The sequence below is a fragment of the Actinoplanes sp. TFC3 genome, assembly GCF_001553785.1.
Lineage (GTDB): Bacteria > Actinomycetota > Actinomycetes > Mycobacteriales > Micromonosporaceae > Actinoplanes.
This window is the reverse complement of sequence record NZ_LOJP01000001.1, coordinates 4,602,534-4,618,604: the sequence shown is the minus strand read 5'-3', so window position 1 is coordinate 4,618,604 and position 16,071 is coordinate 4,602,534. Positions and strand designations below refer to the sequence as shown.

13 protein-coding genes are annotated in these 16,071 nt (G+C 69.8%); all 13 read left to right on the top strand.

Translation table 11 applies throughout. The annotated features are described in order from the left end of the window. The first annotated feature begins 62 nt into the window (after positions 1 to 62). Entirely contained in the window at positions 63 to 1,325 is a 1,263-nt protein-coding gene (locus TFC3_RS20770) for a dihydroorotase (RefSeq protein ID WP_067502481.1), read from the top strand. Further along, positions 1,322 to 2,434, top strand: a complete 1,113-nt coding sequence (gene carA, locus TFC3_RS20765; protein ID WP_067502479.1) for a glutamine-hydrolyzing carbamoyl-phosphate synthase small subunit — start codon at positions 1,322 to 1,324, stop codon at positions 2,432 to 2,434. The genes TFC3_RS20770 and carA overlap by 4 nt, the downstream gene beginning before the upstream one ends. Beyond that, positions 2,434 to 5,742 (top strand): carbamoyl-phosphate synthase large subunit, encoded by a 3,309-nt coding sequence (gene carB / locus TFC3_RS20760; RefSeq protein ID WP_067502478.1) that lies wholly within the window; start codon positions 2,434 to 2,436, stop codon positions 5,740 to 5,742. The genes carA and carB overlap by 1 nt, the downstream gene beginning before the upstream one ends. Next, entirely contained in the window at positions 5,739 to 6,761 is a 1,023-nt protein-coding gene (locus tag TFC3_RS20755; protein ID WP_067502475.1) for a quinone-dependent dihydroorotate dehydrogenase, read from the top strand. The genes carB and TFC3_RS20755 overlap by 4 nt, the downstream gene beginning before the upstream one ends. 363 nt (positions 6,762 to 7,124) lie before the next feature. Next, the gene (gene pyrF, locus TFC3_RS20750; protein WP_067502472.1) at positions 7,125 to 7,955 is read left to right on the top strand and encodes an orotidine-5'-phosphate decarboxylase; all 831 of its coding nucleotides are present in this window, start codon (positions 7,125 to 7,127) and stop codon (positions 7,953 to 7,955) included. Between the two features lie 184 nt (positions 7,956 to 8,139). Next, complete coding sequence (gene mihF / locus TFC3_RS20745) at positions 8,140 to 8,457, top strand: integration host factor, actinobacterial type (RefSeq protein WP_015623992.1); 318 nt, start codon at positions 8,140 to 8,142, stop codon at positions 8,455 to 8,457. Between the two features lie 32 nt (positions 8,458 to 8,489). Continuing rightward, positions 8,490 to 9,080 (top strand): guanylate kinase, encoded by a 591-nt coding sequence (gmk, locus tag TFC3_RS20740; RefSeq protein WP_067502468.1) that lies wholly within the window; start codon positions 8,490 to 8,492, stop codon positions 9,078 to 9,080. A gap of 17 nt (positions 9,081 to 9,097) precedes the next feature. Continuing rightward, on the top strand, positions 9,098 to 9,361 hold the full coding sequence (gene rpoZ, locus TFC3_RS20735) for a DNA-directed RNA polymerase subunit omega (protein ID WP_015623990.1): 264 nt from the start codon (positions 9,098 to 9,100) through the stop codon (positions 9,359 to 9,361). Positions 9,362 to 9,569: 208 nt separating this feature from the next. Further along, a complete protein-coding gene (coaBC, locus tag TFC3_RS20730) occupies positions 9,570 to 10,808 on the top strand; it encodes a bifunctional phosphopantothenoylcysteine decarboxylase/phosphopantothenate--cysteine ligase CoaBC (RefSeq protein WP_067507161.1) in 1,239 nt (412 codons plus the stop codon). Between the two features lie 55 nt (positions 10,809 to 10,863). Then, positions 10,864 to 12,054: a methionine adenosyltransferase gene (gene metK, locus TFC3_RS20725; RefSeq protein ID WP_067502465.1), complete on the top strand. Its 1,191-nt coding sequence runs from the start codon at positions 10,864 to 10,866 to the stop codon at positions 12,052 to 12,054. Between the two features lie 138 nt (positions 12,055 to 12,192). Then, entirely contained in the window at positions 12,193 to 14,199 is a 2,007-nt protein-coding gene (locus tag TFC3_RS20720) for a primosomal protein N' (protein WP_161952648.1), read from the top strand. Between the two features lie 74 nt (positions 14,200 to 14,273). After that, the gene (locus TFC3_RS20715) at positions 14,274 to 15,515 is read left to right on the top strand and encodes a cytochrome P450 (RefSeq protein WP_067507155.1); all 1,242 of its coding nucleotides are present in this window, start codon (positions 14,274 to 14,276) and stop codon (positions 15,513 to 15,515) included. Next, positions 15,512 to 16,069 carry a peptide deformylase gene (gene def, locus TFC3_RS20710; protein ID WP_067507153.1) on the top strand — a complete coding sequence of 186 codons (558 nt, stop codon included), beginning with the start codon at positions 15,512 to 15,514 and terminating at the stop codon, positions 16,067 to 16,069. The genes TFC3_RS20715 and def overlap by 4 nt, the downstream gene beginning before the upstream one ends. Positions 16,070 to 16,071: the final 2 nt, after the last annotated feature.

The following is a 16,071-nucleotide window of genomic DNA, read 5'->3' as shown; positions in this document are numbered from 1 at the left end:
CCGGCGCCCCATCGCCGTCGTGACGGTGAGGGCCAGAAGGGCATGCCGGAAGGTGGCGCAGCATGAGGTCCTACTTGCTCAAAGGGGTCTCCCTCCTCGGGCAGCCCGCACAGGACCTGGTGGTTCGTGACGGTGTGATTGCCGAGGGCGGCAAGGCCGACGAGACGATCGACGCCGAGGGCCTGGTGGCCCTGCCCGGCCTGGTCGACCTGCACACCCACCTGCGCGAGCCCGGCCGCGAGGACGCCGAGACGGTCGAGACCGGTTCGCGGGCCGCGGCCCTCGGCGGCTACACCGCGGTGTTCGCGATGGCCAACACCTCCCCGGTCGCCGACACCGCCGGCGTCGTCGAGCAGGTGTGGCGGCTCGGGCGCGAGGCCGGCCTGGTCGACGTGCAGCCCATCGGCGCGGTCACCGTGGGGCTGGCCGGCAAGCAGCTTGCCGAACTCGGCGCGATGGCCACCTCGGCCGCCAACGTCCGGATCTTCTCCGACGACGGGAACTGCGTTGCCGACCCGCGGCTGATGCGCCGCGCGCTGGAGTACGTGAAGGCGTTCGACGGCATCATCGCCCAGCATGCCGAGGAGCCACGGCTCACCGAAGGCGCGCAGATGCACGAGGGCGAGGTCTCCACCCGCCTCGGGCGCACCGGCTGGCCGGCCGTCGCCGAGGAGGCGATCATCGCCCGCGACGTGCTGCTCGCCGAGCACGTGGGCAGCCGCCTGCACGTCTGCCACGTCTCCACCGCCGGTTCGGTCGAGGTGCTGCGCCAGGCCAAGGCCCGGGGCGTACGGGTGACCGCCGAAGTGACCCCGCACCACCTGCTGCTGACCGACGAACTCGCGGCCAGCTACGACCCGGTCTACAAGGTCAACCCGCCGCTGCGCACCGCCGCCGACGTGCAGGCGCTGCGCCAGGCGTTGATCGACGGGGTCATCGACATCGTCGCCACCGACCACGCCCCGCACGCCGTGCAGGACAAGGAGTGCGAGTGGGCGTACGCGCGGCCGGGCATGGTGGGTCTGGAGACCGCCCTGCCGGTCGTGCTCAGCGTGCTCGGTGAGCAGTGGAAACTCATTGCCGAGCGGATGTCGCGCACGCCGGCCCGGATCGCGGGCCTCAGCGGGCACGGCACCGACCTCAGTGCCGGATCACCGGCCAGCCTCACGCTGGTGGACCCGTCCGCCCGCCGGGTCGTCGACCCGTCCGGGCTGGCGAGCCTCAGCCGCAACACACCGTACGCGGGCACCACCCTGCCGGGTCGCATCGTGGCGACCTTCCTCCGGGGAGAGCCGACAGTCCTGGACGGGAAGGCCGTCAAGTGAAACCAGCAATTCTCGTACTCGAAGACGGGCGCGCATTCACCGGCGTGTCCTACGGCGCCGAGGGGGAGACCTTCGGCGAGGCAGTGTTCACCACCGGCATGACCGGCTACCAGGAGACGCTGACCGACCCGTCGTTCCACCGGCAGGTCGTCGTGCAGACCGCGCCGCAGATCGGCAACACCGGGGTCAACGACGAGGACGACGAGTCCGGCAAGATCTGGGTGGCCGGCTACGTCGTGCGGGACCCGGCCCGGCGCCCGTCGAACTGGCGCTCCACCGGTGACCTGGGCGAGCGCCTGGCCGCCGAGGCCGTGGTCGGGATCAGTGGCATCGACACCCGCGCCCTGACCCGGCACCTGCGCTCGCGCGGGGCCATGCGGGTCGGCATCTCCACCGTCGACCTCGACCCGGCCTCGCTGCAGGCGCGCGTGCTGCAGCAGCCGCAGATGTCCGGTGCCGACCTGTCCGCCGAGGTGTCCACTGCCTCGCGCTACACCGTCGAAGCCGAGGGTGAGCACCGGTACACGGTCGCCGCGCTCGACCTCGGCATCAAGCGCAACGTGTCGCGGCGCCTCGCCGAACGCGGTGTCACCACGCATATCTTCCCGGCCACGGCTTCGATCGAGGAGTTGCTGGCGGTCAGCCCGGACGCCGTCTTCCTCTCGCCCGGCCCCGGCGACCCGGCCACCGCGGACGGTCCGGTCGCGCTGGCCCGCGAGGTCATGACGCGCAAGGTGCCGCTGTTCGGCATCTGCTTCGGCAGCCAGATCCTGGGCCGCGCGCTCGGCTTCGGCACCTACAAGCTGGGGTACGGCCACCGTGGCATCAACCAGCCGGTGTTCGACAAGACCACCGGCAAGGTCGAGGTGACCAGCCACAACCACGGCTTCGCGGTCGACGCGCCGCTGAACACCGTGATCGACACCGGCTTCGGCGGTGTCGAGGTCTCCCACGTGTGCCTCAACGACAACGTGGTCGAAGGCCTGCGGGCGCTCGAAGTGCCCGCGTTCACCGTCCAGTACCACCCCGAGGCGGCAGCCGGCCCGCACGATGCGGATTACCTGTTCGACCGGTTCGTGGAACTCGTCGAGAAGGTCGAGGCCCGCTGATGCCCAAGCGTTCCGATCTCAAGCACATCATGGTGATCGGCTCCGGCCCGATCGTCATCGGCCAGGCCTGCGAGTTCGACTACTCCGGCACCCAGGCGTGCCGGGTGCTGCGGGCCGAGGGGATCCGCGTCTCGCTGGTCAACTCCAACCCGGCCACGATCATGACCGACCCGGAGTTCGCCGACGCCACGTACGTCGAACCCATCACCCCGGAGTTTGTCGAGCTGGTCATCGCCCGCGAACGTCCCGACGCGATCCTGCCCACCCTGGGTGGCCAGACCGCCCTCAACACCGCGATCGCGCTGCACGAGAACGGCGTGCTGGACAAGTACGGCGTCGAGCTGATCGGCGCGAACGTCGACGCGATCCGCCGCGGCGAGGACCGCCAGCTGTTCAAGGAGATCGTCGCCAAGGCCGGCGGCGAGACCCCGCGCAGCCGGGTGTGCCACTCGATGGACGAGGTCCGCTCGACCGTCGCCGAACTCGGCCTGCCCGTGGTCATCCGGCCCTCGTTCACCATGGGTGGCCTGGGCTCGGGCATGGCCCACACCGGCGAGGACCTCGAACGCATCGCCGGGGCCGGGCTGGCCGCGTCCCCGGTGCACGAGGTGCTCATCGAGGAGAGCGTGCTCGGCTGGAAGGAATACGAGCTCGAGCTGATGCGCGACAAGCACGACAACGTCGTGGTCGTGTGCTCGATCGAGAACATCGACCCGATGGGCGTGCACACCGGCGACAGCGTCACCGTCGCGCCCGCCATGACGCTGACCGACCGCGAGTACCAGCGCCTGCGTGACCTGGGCATCGCGGTGCTGCGCGAGGTCGGCGTCGACACCGGCGGCTGCAACATCCAGTTCGCGATCAACCCGGACGACGGCCGGTTGGTCGTCATCGAGATGAACCCGCGCGTCTCGCGTTCCAGCGCGCTGGCCTCCAAGGCGACCGGCTTCCCGATCGCCAAGATCGCGGCCAAACTCGCCATCGGCTACACCCTCGACGAGATCCCCAACGACATCACGCTCAAGACGCCGGCGGCCTTCGAGCCGGCGCTGGACTACGTGGTCGTCAAGATCCCGCGGTTCGCGTTCGAGAAGTTCCCCGGCGCCGATGCCGAGCTGACCACCACGATGAAGTCCGTCGGCGAGGCGATGAGCCTGGGCCGCAACTTCGCCGAGGCGCTCAACAAGGCGATGCGCTCGATGGAGACCAAGGCGGCCGGCTTCTGGACCGCGCCCACGTTCGAGGATGTGGACGAGGCCCTGGCGGCGCTGAAGGTGCCGCACGACGGGCGCCTCTACACCGTGGAGGCCGCGCTGCGCCTGGGTGCCAGCGTGGAGCAGGTGCACGAGGCCAGCGGCCGCATCGACCCCTGGTTCCTCGACGAGATCAAGGCGCTGGTCGACCTGCGCGCCGACATCCTGCAGGCCCCGGTGCTCGACGAGGCGATGCTGCGCCGGGCCAAGCGTTCCGGGCTGTCGGACCGCCAGCTCGCCGCGCTGCGACCCGAACTGGCCAACGAGGACGGCGTGCGCACGCTGCGCCACCGGCTCGGCATCCGCCCGGTCTACAAGACGGTCGACACCTGTGCCGCCGAGTTCGAGGCCAACACGCCCTACCACTACTCCACGTACGACGAGGAGACCGAGGTCGCGCCCTCGGACCGGCCCAAGGTGCTCATCCTGGGCTCCGGGCCCAACCGCATCGGGCAGGGCATCGAGTTCGACTACTCGTGCGTGCACGCGGTCATGGCGCTCAAGGGTGAGTACGAGACCGTCATGGTCAACTGCAACCCGGAGACCGTGTCCACCGACTACGACACCGCCGACCGGCTCTACTTCGAGCCGCTGACCTTCGAGGACGTGCTCGAGGTCTTCCACTCCGAGGACTCGTCGGGCAAGGCCGCGGGTGGGCCCGGGGTGCTCGGCGTGATCGTCCAGCTCGGCGGGCAGACGCCACTGGGTCTCGCTCAGCGATTGAAGGCTGCGGGCGTACCCATCGTCGGCACTTCTCCTGAATCCATCGACCTTGCCGAGGACCGCGGGTTGTTCGGGGCGGTGCTGGCCAAGGCCGGTCTGCGCTCGCCCGAGCACGGCACGGCGACCTCGTTCGAGCAGGCCAAGGCCATCGCCGACGAGATCGGCTACCCGGTGCTGGTCCGCCCGTCCTATGTGCTCGGCGGGCGCGGCATGGAAATCGTGTACGACGAGCCCACGCTGGCCGACTACATCGCGCGGGCCACCGAGATCTCGCCGCACCACCCGGTGCTGGTGGACCGCTTCCTCGACGACGCCATCGAGATCGACGTGGATGCGCTCTGCGACGCCACCGGCGAGGTCTACCTCGGCGGCGTGATGGAGCACATCGAGGAGGCCGGCATCCACTCCGGCGACTCGTCGTGCTCGCTGCCGCCGATCACGCTGGCCGCCCCGCACCTGGCCGAGGTGCGCCGCTACACCGAGGCGATCGCTCGCGGCGTCGGCGTGCGCGGCCTGCTCAACGTGCAGTACGCGCTCAAGGACGACGTGCTCTACGTGCTGGAGGCCAACCCGCGCGCCTCGCGGACCGTGCCGTTCGTGTCCAAGGCGACGGCGGTGCCGCTGGCCAAGGCGGCCGCCCGGATCATGCTCGGCGCGACCGTCAAGGAGCTGCGCGACGAGGGCATCCTGCTGCGGGACCGCGACGGCGGCTCGACCCCGGCCAACGCGCCGATCGCCATCAAGGAAGCGGTGCTGCCGTTCAAGCGGTTCCGCACCCCGGCCGGGCAGGGCGTGGACAGCCTGCTCGGTCCCGAGATGAAATCGACGGGCGAGGTCATGGGCATCGACCCGGGCTTCGGGCCGGCGTTCGCCAAGTCGCAGGCGGCGGCGTACGGCTCGCTGCCCACCAGCGGCAAGGTCTTCGTCTCGGTGGCCAACCGCGACAAGCGCTCGATGGTCTTCCCGATCAAGCGCCTGGCCGACCTGGGCTTCACCATCGTCACCACCGCGGGCACCGGCGAGGTCCTGCGCCGGCACGGCATCGAGTGCGAGGTCGTGGCCAAGCACTTCGAAAGCCCCGGTCAGAACGCGGTAGCCCTGATCAGCGCGGGGGAGATCGCGCTGATCATCAACACCCCGCAGGGATCCGGAGCAAGTGCCCGATCCGACGGGTACGAAATCCGCAGCGCGGCTGTCACCCACGACATCCCGAGCATCACCACCGTGCCTGGCGTGGCGGCGGCGGTCATGGGCATCGAGGCTCTGATGCGCGGCGACATGTCCGTACGTCCGCTGCAGGAGCTGCACGCGGCTCTGCGGGACAACCAGTGACGTTCTTCGAAACCGCCGTCCGCCCGGTGCTTTTCCGGGTGGGCGGCGGCGACGCCGAGCAGGCCCACGAGTTCACGCTCAACCGTCTCGCGGGCCTGCCCCCGGCCGCGCTGCGCTTGCTGAGCCGCCAATACGCGGTCAGCAAGCCGACCGAGGTCTTCGGCGTACGCTTCCCCAACCCGGTCGGCCTGGCCGCCGGGATGGACAAGAACGGCGTCGCGCTGCGTTCCTGGCCGGCCCTCGGGTTCGGCTTCGTCGAGGTGGGCACGGTCACCGCCCAGCCCCAGCCGGGTAACGACCGCCCCCGCCTGTTCCGCCTGCGCGACAGCGAAGCCGTGATCAACCGGATGGGCTTCAACAACCAGGGTGCCGCCGCGCTGGCCGCCCGCCTGCGCGACCTCGGCCCGCTCGGCATCCCCCTGGGCGTGTCGCTGGGCAAGTCCAAGGTGACGCCGCTGGAAGATGCCGTGCAGGATTACCTGACCTCGTACGAGCTGCTGCACCCGTACGCGGACTACATCGCGGTCAACGTGTCCTCACCCAACACCCCGGGCCTGCGAACCCTGCAGGACAAGTCGGCGATCGCGGCCCTGCTCGGCGCGCTGGTCGGCAAGACCCCGGTGCTGGTCAAGATCGCCCCCGACCTCAGCGGCCCGGCGATCGCGGAGCTGCTGGAAGTCTGCCTCGCGTACGGCGCCGCCGGGATCATCGCCACCAACACCACCCTGTCCCGCGATGGCCTGGCCGCACCGGACCAGCCCCGCGGGACGGAAACGGGCGGCTTGTCGGGCCGCCCCCTGACCGAACGAGCCCGCAAGGTGGTCCACTTCGTCCACCAGGAGACCGGCGGCAAACTCCCCATCATCGGCGTGGGCGGCATCCTCGAAGCCGACGACGCAGCCCGCATGTTCGACGCGGGAGCGGCGCTGGTCCAGCTCTACACCGGCTTCATCTACCGGGGCCCGGCCCTGGTGAAGGCGGCCGTACGAGCCTCGGGCAAGGCTACGGCCGCGAGATGAGCAGGGCGGTCGGGCGGGTGACGCTCGACCGGGGGACTGGCGACGCGACGGCGCCTGTGGGACGGCTCCCATGGGCGCCGTTCGTGGCTCTGGTGGCGGTGCGGGCCATGACCAGGGCCTCCTGGTCTCGGACTGACGGACCTTGGGCCGCCAAGATCGCGGGTGCGGCGAGGACACCGGCTGGCCGCGGTGCAGCGGGGCACCGGGCCGCCGTCCGGGCGGAGCCTCACGAAATACCCGTTCGCCGCGTTGTTCGGCGGCGGATCGGGGACCGTGCCGGGCGTAACCACTCAAGGTCATCTGCATTACCAGTTGCGGCGGCGCTGCGGTGTCCGCCACCTGACAGCAAAGGAACTTGTCGATATGGAGACCTTCGGCGATCGGCTGCGTGCTGCCACGGCGGCCAGGGGGCCGCTGTGTGTGGGCATCGATCCGCACCCCGGTTTGCTGGAGCGCTGGGGGCTCGGTGACGACGTCGCCGGCCTGGAGCGTTTCGCCTTTACGGTTGTCGAAGCACTGGCCGATCGGGTCGCCGTCTTCAAGCCGCAGTCGGCGTTCTTTGAGAGATTTGGGTCACGTGGCATCGTCATCCTTGAGTCAATTATCCGACAGTCACGCGATGCCGGTGTGCAGGTACTTCTCGACGTGAAGCGCGGTGACATCGGCTCGACGATGGCCGCTTACGCGCGGGCGTACCTGGATTCGGACAGTGCTTTGAGTGTTGACGCGATTACGGTGAGTCCCTATCTCGGAGTGGGCTCTTTGCGGCCCGCCTTCGATCTCGCGGCGGCGAACGGGGCCGGCGTCTTCGTTCTGGCGCTGACGTCAAATCCGGAAGGATCGGAGGTCCAGCACGCCGTCACGGCCGGCGGGCGAACCGTCGCGCAGACCGTCATCGACGAGATTTCCCAGCTCAACGCGGGTGTGGAAGGTCTTGGAAGTTTCGGACTGGTGGTCGGCGCGACCATCGGGGAGACCGGCCACGACCTCTCCAAGGTCAACGGACCGCTGCTCGCTCCGGGCCTCGGCGCGCAGGGTGGCGACCCCGCCGGGCTGCGCGCGATCTTCGGCGAAAGCCTGCGGAACGTGCTCCCTTCGTACTCACGGGAGGTTCTCGCCGCAGGCCCCGACCCGGCCGCATTGCGGGCCGCAGCGGACCGCGCGACGGACGCTTGCCGGGCCGTGATCGGGTGAAACCGCCTGCCTACCAGGCCCGGCCGCACCGCGATCAGGGGTACCCCCACGTTGCCGAAAGCGCCATTGACCGCTAGTTTTCCCCGCGCCGGGAACCACATGCCCCTTTGGTTCCCTGGCACACCACGTTTCACAGATGCGCCGGTATTGAACTACAGGCGCGATAGGGACCTGAGGAGAACTGGTGCCGCTCCCGTCACTGAGCCCCGAGCAGCGTAAAGCCGCGCTGGAAAAGGCTGCGGAGATTCGCAAGGCCCGGGCCGAGCTGAAGGAACAGCTCAAGTCCGGCAAGACCACCCTCGCCGCCGTGCTCGACCGGGCAGAGGGCGACGACGTCGTCGGAAAGTTGAAGGTCTCGGCCGTGCTCCAGGCGCTGCCGGGCATCGGCAAGATCCGGGCCACCCAGATCATGGAGAAGCTCAAGATCGCCGACAGCCGTCGCCTCCGTGGCCTCGGCGAGCAGCAGCGTAAGGCCCTCCTGGGGGAGTTCGCTGCGAACTGACTCTGCGGCTCGTGTAGGAATGAGCCGTGAGCATGGATGACGACGCGCGCCCGGCGGCCCGACTCACCGTCCTTTCCGGCCCCTCGGGGGTGGGCAAGGACAGCGTGATCGAGCTGATCCGGGCGCGCTCGCCATGGATCAAGCTGTCGGTGTCGGTGACAACCCGCAAGAAGCGCGATTACGAGACGGACGGCGAGCACTACCACTTCGTCACCCGTTCGGAGTTCCAGCGCCTCGTGAACGGCGATCAGCTACTCGAATGGGCGGAGTTCGCGGGCAACCTCTACGGCACGCCCCGCGCCCAGGTCGAGGGATGGCTCGCCCAGGGCCGCCCGGTGCTGCTGAAGATCGACCTGCAGGGCGCGCGCCAGGTGCGCGGCTCGATGCCGGACGCCCAGCTTGTATTCCTGGCCCCGCCCAGCGTCGAGGAACTGCGCCGCCGCCTGGTCGGCCGGGGCACCGACGACGAAGAGACAATCCGCCGCCGCCTCGCCCACGCGGACGAGGAGCTGGCCGCCGAGAAGGAGTTCGACCGTACGGTCGTCAACGACTTCGTCGAGCGGGCCGCTGATGAGCTGGTAGGATTGCTCGGTTCGTCTTTCCTGACTCCCGAACAGCTTTAACGTTAGGACGTCTTTTCGTGGGAACCATCGCCAACCCCGAAGGCATCACCAACCCGCCGATCGACGAGCTGCTCGACAAGACCTCGTCGAAGTACTCGCTGGTGATCTTCGCGGCCAAGCGCGCCCGCCAGGTCAACGCCTACTACAGCCAGCTCGGTGAGGGCCTCCTCGAGTACGTCGGTCCCCTCGTGGAGACCACACCGCAGGAGAAGCCGCTCTCGATCGCCATGCGCGAGATCAACGCCGGGCTGCTCACCGCCGAGGCGACCGACAACCCCTGATCTCCGCATGATCCGCTGAACCCGCGCCGCTCACCGGCGCGGGTTTTTGCTTTCCCGCAGACGCGCCGGCCGCAGCATCCTGACGTACGACGGGGTGGGGGAGGCGCCCGAAACGGTCCCGCCCGCCGCAAGCCCAGCGTGCTGAGGCATCGTGGAGGGGCTGCGCCCTGAGGCGGAACCCGACTGAGTCCAGTTTGCGAAGGTGGTCATGGCTGAGATCGTGCTCGGCGTTTGTGGTGGCATTGCCGCTTACAAGGCTTGCGAGCTGCTGCGGCAGTTCACCGAATCGGGGCATTCGGTCCGGGTGGTGCCCACCGCTTCCGCCCTGCAGTTCGTGGGGGCTCCGACCTGGGCGGCGCTGAGCGGTAAGCCGGTGATCACCGAGGTCTGGGACGACGTGCACGAGGTGCCGCACGTGCGGATCGGTCGCAGCGCCGAGCTTGTCGTTGTCGCCCCGGCCACGGCGGACCTGCTGGCCAGGGCCGCGCACGGGCTGGCCGATGACCTGCTGACCAATACGTTGCTGACGGCTACCTGTCCGATTGTGTACGCGCCGGCGATGCACACCGAGATGTGGGAGAACGCCGCTACTCAGGCGAACGTGGCTACGTTGCGGGCGCGCGGGGCCATCGTCATCGAGCCGGCCGTGGGGCGGCTCACCGGGGCGGACACCGGCAAGGGGCGGCTACCCGACCCGTCGGCCATTTTTGCGACCGCGATGCGGGTGCTGCGGGGCGCCGGCAGGAGCGATCTGGCGGGGCGGCGGGTTGTTGTTACCGCAGGTGGGACGCGCGAGCCGGTGGATCCGGTCCGGTTTCTGGGCAACAGATCTTCTGGCAAGCAGGGGTACGCCCTCGCTCGTGCAGCCGTGGCCAGGGGCGCCCGGGTCACGGTTATTGCGGCGAACGTCACTTTGGCCGTACCTGCGGGAATTGATCTCGTTGAAGTTGGCACAACTGAAGAATTACGGAAGGCCACTGTGGAGGCGGCCGGCGGCGCTGACGTTGTTGTCATGGCGGCTGCCCCGGCTGACTTCCGTCCGGCTGTGGTCGCCGAGAAGAAGATCAAGAAGCAGGATGACGGGGCTGCTCCGGTTCTCGAACTGGTGACCAATCCCGACATAGCGGCCGAGATAGGCGCGAGTAAACGTCCTGGTCAGGTGCTCGTGGCCTTCGCTGCCGAGACTCATGACGCGCTGGAGAACGCGCGCGGCAAGCTCGTACGCAAACGTGCGGACCTGATCGTCGTTAACGAGGTGGGCACCGACTTGGTCTTCGGCGCCGACGACAACACCGTCACCATCCTGGGCGCCGACGGCAGCACCGTGCAGCTCGGTATCCTCCCCAAAGACGATGTGGCGGATGCGATATGGGACGAGGTCGCTTCGCGGCTGAGCGAGCAGGCCGGCGACGATGGGACAGCCGGACACCACACCACCAAGCCTTGAGCGGCGGGCACTACACTGCCGCGCAACGAACCTTCGACGAATCCTGAGGAGCACCGTGGCACGCCGCCTGTTCACTTCCGAGTCGGTCACGGAAGGCCACCCGGACAAGATCGCTGACCAGATCAGCGACGGTATTCTCGACGCCCTGCTCACGCAGGACCCGCGCAGCCGCGTTGCGGTGGAGACCTTGATCACCACCGGGCAGGTGCACGTCGCCGGCGAGGTGACCACGCAGGCGTACGCGGACATCCCGAGCATCGTGCGCGAAACCATCCTCGGGATCGGCTACGACTCGTCGAAGAAGGGCTTCGATGGCGCCTCCTGCGGCGTCAGCGTGTCCATCGGCTCGCAGTCGCCGGACATCGCCCAGGGCGTCGACAGCGCCGTTGAGCTGCGCGAGGGTGCCTCCGACCACGTCCTCGACGCCCAGGGCGCCGGCGACCAGGGCATGATGTTCGGCTTCGCCTGCTCGGAGACCCCCGAGCTGATGCCGCTGCCGATCGCGCTCGCGCACCGCCTCGCCCGCCGTCTGTCGGCCGCGCGCAAGGACGGCACGATCCCCTACCTGCGCCCGGACGGCAAGACCCAGGTCACCATCGAGTACGACGGCCTGCGCCCGGTTCGCCTCAACACCGTCGTGGTGTCCTCGCAGCACGCCGCCGACATCTCGCTCGATTCGCTGCTCACCCCGGACGTCCGCGAGCACGTCATCGCGCCCGAGCTCGAGGGTCTCGACCTCGACACCGAGGACTACCGCCTGCTGGTCAACCCGACCGGCCGCTTCGAGATCGGCGGGCCCATGGGCGACGCCGGCCTGACCGGGCGCAAGATCATCGTTGACACGTACGGTGGATACGCGCGCCACGGTGGCGGCGCGTTCTCCGGCAAGGACCCGTCGAAGGTGGACCGCTCGGCCGCGTACGCGATGCGCTGGGTGGCCAAGAACGTGGTCGCCGCCGGTCTCGCCGAGCGCTGCGAGACCCAGGTCGCCTACGCGATCGGCAAGGCCCACCCGGTCAGCCTGTTCGTGGAGACCTTCGGCACCGAGAACGTGCCGGTGGAGCGCATCGAGAAGGCCATCAACGAGGTCTTCGACCTGCGCCCGGCCGCCATCATCCGCGACCTCGACCTGATGCGCCCGATCTACCAGCAGACCGCCGCCTACGGCCACTTCGGCCGCGAGCTGCCCGAGCTGCTCTGGGAGAACACGGACCGTGCCCAGGACCTGAAGAACGCCGCCGCCTGACAAGTGGCGCAGCACACGGGTGCCTCGGCGTCGGCCGGGGCACCCGCTCTGTTCCCCGCCCCTGCAGCCGCGCCCGAACCTGCAACGGGTTCTGTCAAGGCGGCCGGGAATGTCGCACCCCGGGGCAAGAATAAGGGGGTGGACCGATCACCCGCGCCTGCCTTGCCGGTGGCGAAGGTGTCGGTCGACGTGCCGCTGCCGCACCTCGACCGCCCGTTCGACTACCTGGTGGCCGCCGGCGACGATGCCGCGGCGCAGCCCGGGGTGCGGGTGAAGGTTCGCTTCGCCGGGCAGATGGTAAACGGGTTCCTGCTCGAACGCGTCGAGTCCAGCGCCCACGCGAAGGTGGCATACCTGGACAAAGTGGTGTCGCCGGAACGAGTACTGGATCCGGAAATCGCCCGCCTGTCCCGAGCGGTGGCGGACCGGTACGCGGGCAATTTGTCCGATGTGCTCCGTCTTGCGGTGCCCCCGCGGCATGCCCGGGTCGAGGCGCAGAAGAGCCCGGCGGGCGGTGCCCCAGGAGCGGGCGCCGCGGGAGCCGAGTCCGAGGGAGCCGAGGCGGGCGCCGGAAACGCCGGCCCGTCGAACCACCTCGCCGGCGAGAGCGGCGGCGGGGCCGACTACCCCGCCGGTCCAGCCTTCCTGCACGCGCTGGAGCAAGGCCGCGACCCCCGAGCCGTCTGGTCCGCCCTTCCCGGCGAGGACTGGGCCGCCCGCATCGCCGAAGCAGCCGCCGCCACCGCGAGAGGCGGCCGTGGCGTTGTCATCGTCGTCCCCGATGCTCGCGACCTCGAGCGCCTCGATCGCGCGCTGGGTAAGGCGCTCGGCGACGGGCAGCATGTGGCACTGCACGCCGCGGCCGGCCCCTCCGAGCGGTACCGGCGCTTTCTTGCGGCCAGCCGGCACCACATCAAGGTTGTCGCGGGGACTCGGGCGGCCATGTTTGCTCCGGCCGCTGACGTGGGGCTTGTGGTTATCTGGGATGACGGGGATGACCTGCATGCCGAGCCGCGTGCCCCCTATCCGCATGCGCGGGAGGTGCTGCTCACCCGGGCCCAGGCTGCCGGGTGCGCGGCGTTGGTGGCGGGCTTTGCTCGTACCGGGGAAGCGCAGTTGCTTGTTGAAACGGGCTGGGCCAAGGAGATTGTGGCGGCTCGGGACATGATTCGGGCTCGGTGTCCGGCGATCGCCCCTACCGGCGATGATCCGCAGTTGGCGCGGGATCCGGGGGCTGCCACCGCACGGTTGCCGAGTTTGGCGTGGCAGGCGGCTCGGCAGGCGTTGCAGGCCGGCGCTCCGGTGCTCGTGCAAGTTCCGCGGCGGGGTTATCTCCCCAACGTTGCCTGTGCCGAATGCCGCACGCCTGCCCGATGCCCGCACTGTTCCGGACCCCTTGGCCTGGCCGGCGCGCGCGACGTTCCGACCTGTCACTGGTGTGGCCGGGCGGCTGCGGCGTACGCGTGCCCGGCCTGTGGCGGGCGGCGGTTACGAGCTTCCATCACGGGTGCCCGGCGTACGGCTGAGGAGCTGGGCCGGGCGTTTCCGGGAGTTCCGGTACGAACCTCGGGGCGCGACGAGATCCTCGATACGGTGGCCGGAGAGGCGGCGCTGGTGGTTGCCACTCCGGGGGCCGAACCGGTGGCCGAGGGCGGGTACGGAGCCGTGCTGCTCCTGGACACCTGGGCACTGCTGACCCGCGCTGATCTGCGCGCCGCCGAGGAAACCATGCGGCGCTGGTTCTACGCCTCCGCGCTGGCCAGGCACAACGGCCGGGTTGTGGTCGTCGCGGACGGTTCGCTGGCGCCCGTGCAGGCCCTGCTGCGCTGGGATCCGGGCTGGTTCGCGGCCCGTGAGCTGGCCGAACGCCGGGAGTTGGGGTTCCCGCCGGCCACCAAGTTCGTCAGCCTGACCGGGCGGACCGAGGCGGTGGCCGAGTTGCTCGACGCCGCCCGGTTGCCCGAGGAGGCCGAGATTCTCGGGCCGGTGCCGGCCGCGGACGACCAGGAACGCATGCTGGTCCGGGTGTCGCGCGGGCGGGCGGCGGAGCTGGCCAGGGTGTTGCACGAGGCCGCGGGGGTGCGCAGCGCGAAACGGGCGACGCTGCCGGTGCGCATCCAAGTGGATCCCGCCGAACTCCTTTAGTGCGAGGCCGGACGCTGAAGGCCGACAGCGAATAGTGATCGACACCGGCATGGCCGCCTCTTCACAATGGAGTGATGGATGTCGCCGCCGCAGTCGCCACCTTGCTGTCCCCCGGGGCCGGGCGTGACCCCTATCCCGCCTACGCGGCGCTGCGCAGTGCCGGGCCGATCGTCGGTCACGGCGGTGCGTTTTTCGTTTCCGGGTACGAGCCAGCCGACGCGATCCTGCGTGACCCGATCATGCGTACGTACGACAGCACCCTGCTCGACCAGCACTTCGACGACTGGCGGGACAACCGCGGGGTGGCCTTGTTCGTGGACTCGATGCTGCGGCAGAACCCGCCGAACCACACCCGGATGCGCCGGCTGGCCTCGGGGGTGTTCACCGCGCGCCGCGTCGGCCGGCTGCGCCCGGTAATCGAGGCGCAGGTCGGGGACGCGCTGGACGAGCTGGCCGCGCACGCGCAGGACGGCGTGGTCGATGTCATGACGCACCTGGCCTACCCGCTGCCGATCGCGGTGATCTGTGCCCTGCTCGGGGTGCCGCCGGAGGATCGCGCACAGTTCCGGCGGCTGGCCGAGGCGCTGACCGCGGTGCTGGAGGTGCGGTTCAGCGAGTCGGAGGCGATCGCCGCGCACGCCGCCGCCAAGGAACTCGAGGCGTATTTCGAGGCTCTGATCTCGATCCGCCGTCAAGATCCGCGGGATGACCTGGTCACCGCGCTGGCCGCGGCGCACGAGGCCGGCGGGGACAAGCTGACCGCCGACGAGCTGCTGGGCAATCTGGCGTTGCTGCTGGTGGCGGGCTTCGAGACCACCACCAACTTGCTCGGCAACGGTCTGCGCCTGCTGCTGCAGCGTCCCGAGCTGGCGAACCGCTTGCGCGCGGATCCTGAGTTTGCGCCCGCGGTGGTCGAGGAGACTCTGCGGTACGACCCCCCGGTGCAACTGACCGAGCGTTTCGCCGGCGAGGACCGGGTCGTTGCGGGGCTGCCCGTGCCGGCCGGCGCCGAGCTGATCCTGTTCCTGGGGGCGGCGAATCGGGACCCGCACCGCTTCACCGACCCTGACCGCTTCGACCCGGACCGCCCCGGCAACGCCCCGCTGTCCTTCGGCGCGGGTGCGCACTACTGCCTCGGTGCCCCGCTCGCCCGGCTGGAGGCGCAGGTGGCTCTGCCCGCGCTGCTGCGCCGCTTCCCGCAGTTGGCGGCGGCGGGGGAGCCCGAGCGCCGCAACCGGTTGACCTTGCGGGGCTGGGCGGCGCAACCGGTGGCGCTCGGGGCGGCCACCGGGGCCTCCGTAGAATGGGCCGGGTGACCATCCAGCCCATCCGTCTTTTCGGTGATCCGGTGCTGCGCGAGCAGGCCGAGCCGGTCGTCGGCTTCGACAAGGAACTGCGCACCCTTGTGAAGAACCTTGTCGACACCATGCGCGACGAGGGTGGCGCCGGGCTGGCCGCACCGCAGCTCGGGGTGGGTCTGCGGGTGTTCGCGTTCGACGTCGACGACGTGGTCGGGCACATCGTCAACCCGGTGCTGAGCTTCCCCGACGCCGAGGAGCAGGACGGCCCCGAGGGCTGCCTGTCGATCCCGGGCGTCTATGTCGACACCAAGCGCCGGCAGAACGTGGTGGCCGAGGGCTTCAACGAGCACGGCGACCCGATCCGGCTGATCGGCACGGGTCTGATGGCGCGTTGCGTGCAGCACGAGACCGACCACCTCGACGGGGTGTTGTTCCTCGACCGGCTCGACCCGGCCGGCCGCAAGGCCGCGATGAAGCAGATCCGCGCCTCCGAGTGGTATGACGCGGGCAAGCCGCCGGTGGTCAGGACCAGTCCGCACGGGCGCGGTCTGTTCGGTCTGGGCCGGTGATC

Excerpts from the sequence above, each read along its gene's own strand:
- gmk (WP_067502468.1), top strand. The coding sequence starts at position 8,490 with ATGGATGACGACGCGCGCCCGGCGGCCCGACTCACCGTCCTTTCCGGC.
- pyrF (WP_067502472.1), top strand. The coding sequence starts at position 7,125 with ATGGAGACCTTCGGCGATCGGCTGCGTGCTGCCACGGCGGCCAGGGGG.
- coaBC (WP_067507161.1), top strand. The coding sequence starts at position 9,570 with ATGGCTGAGATCGTGCTCGGCGTTTGTGGTGGCATTGCCGCTTACAAG.
- TFC3_RS20770 (WP_067502481.1), top strand. The coding sequence starts at position 63 with ATGAGGTCCTACTTGCTCAAAGGGGTCTCCCTCCTCGGGCAGCCCGCA.
- TFC3_RS20715 (WP_067507155.1), top strand. The coding sequence starts at position 14,274 with ATGGATGTCGCCGCCGCAGTCGCCACCTTGCTGTCCCCCGGGGCCGGG.
- carB (WP_067502478.1), top strand. The coding sequence starts at position 2,434 with ATGCCCAAGCGTTCCGATCTCAAGCACATCATGGTGATCGGCTCCGGC.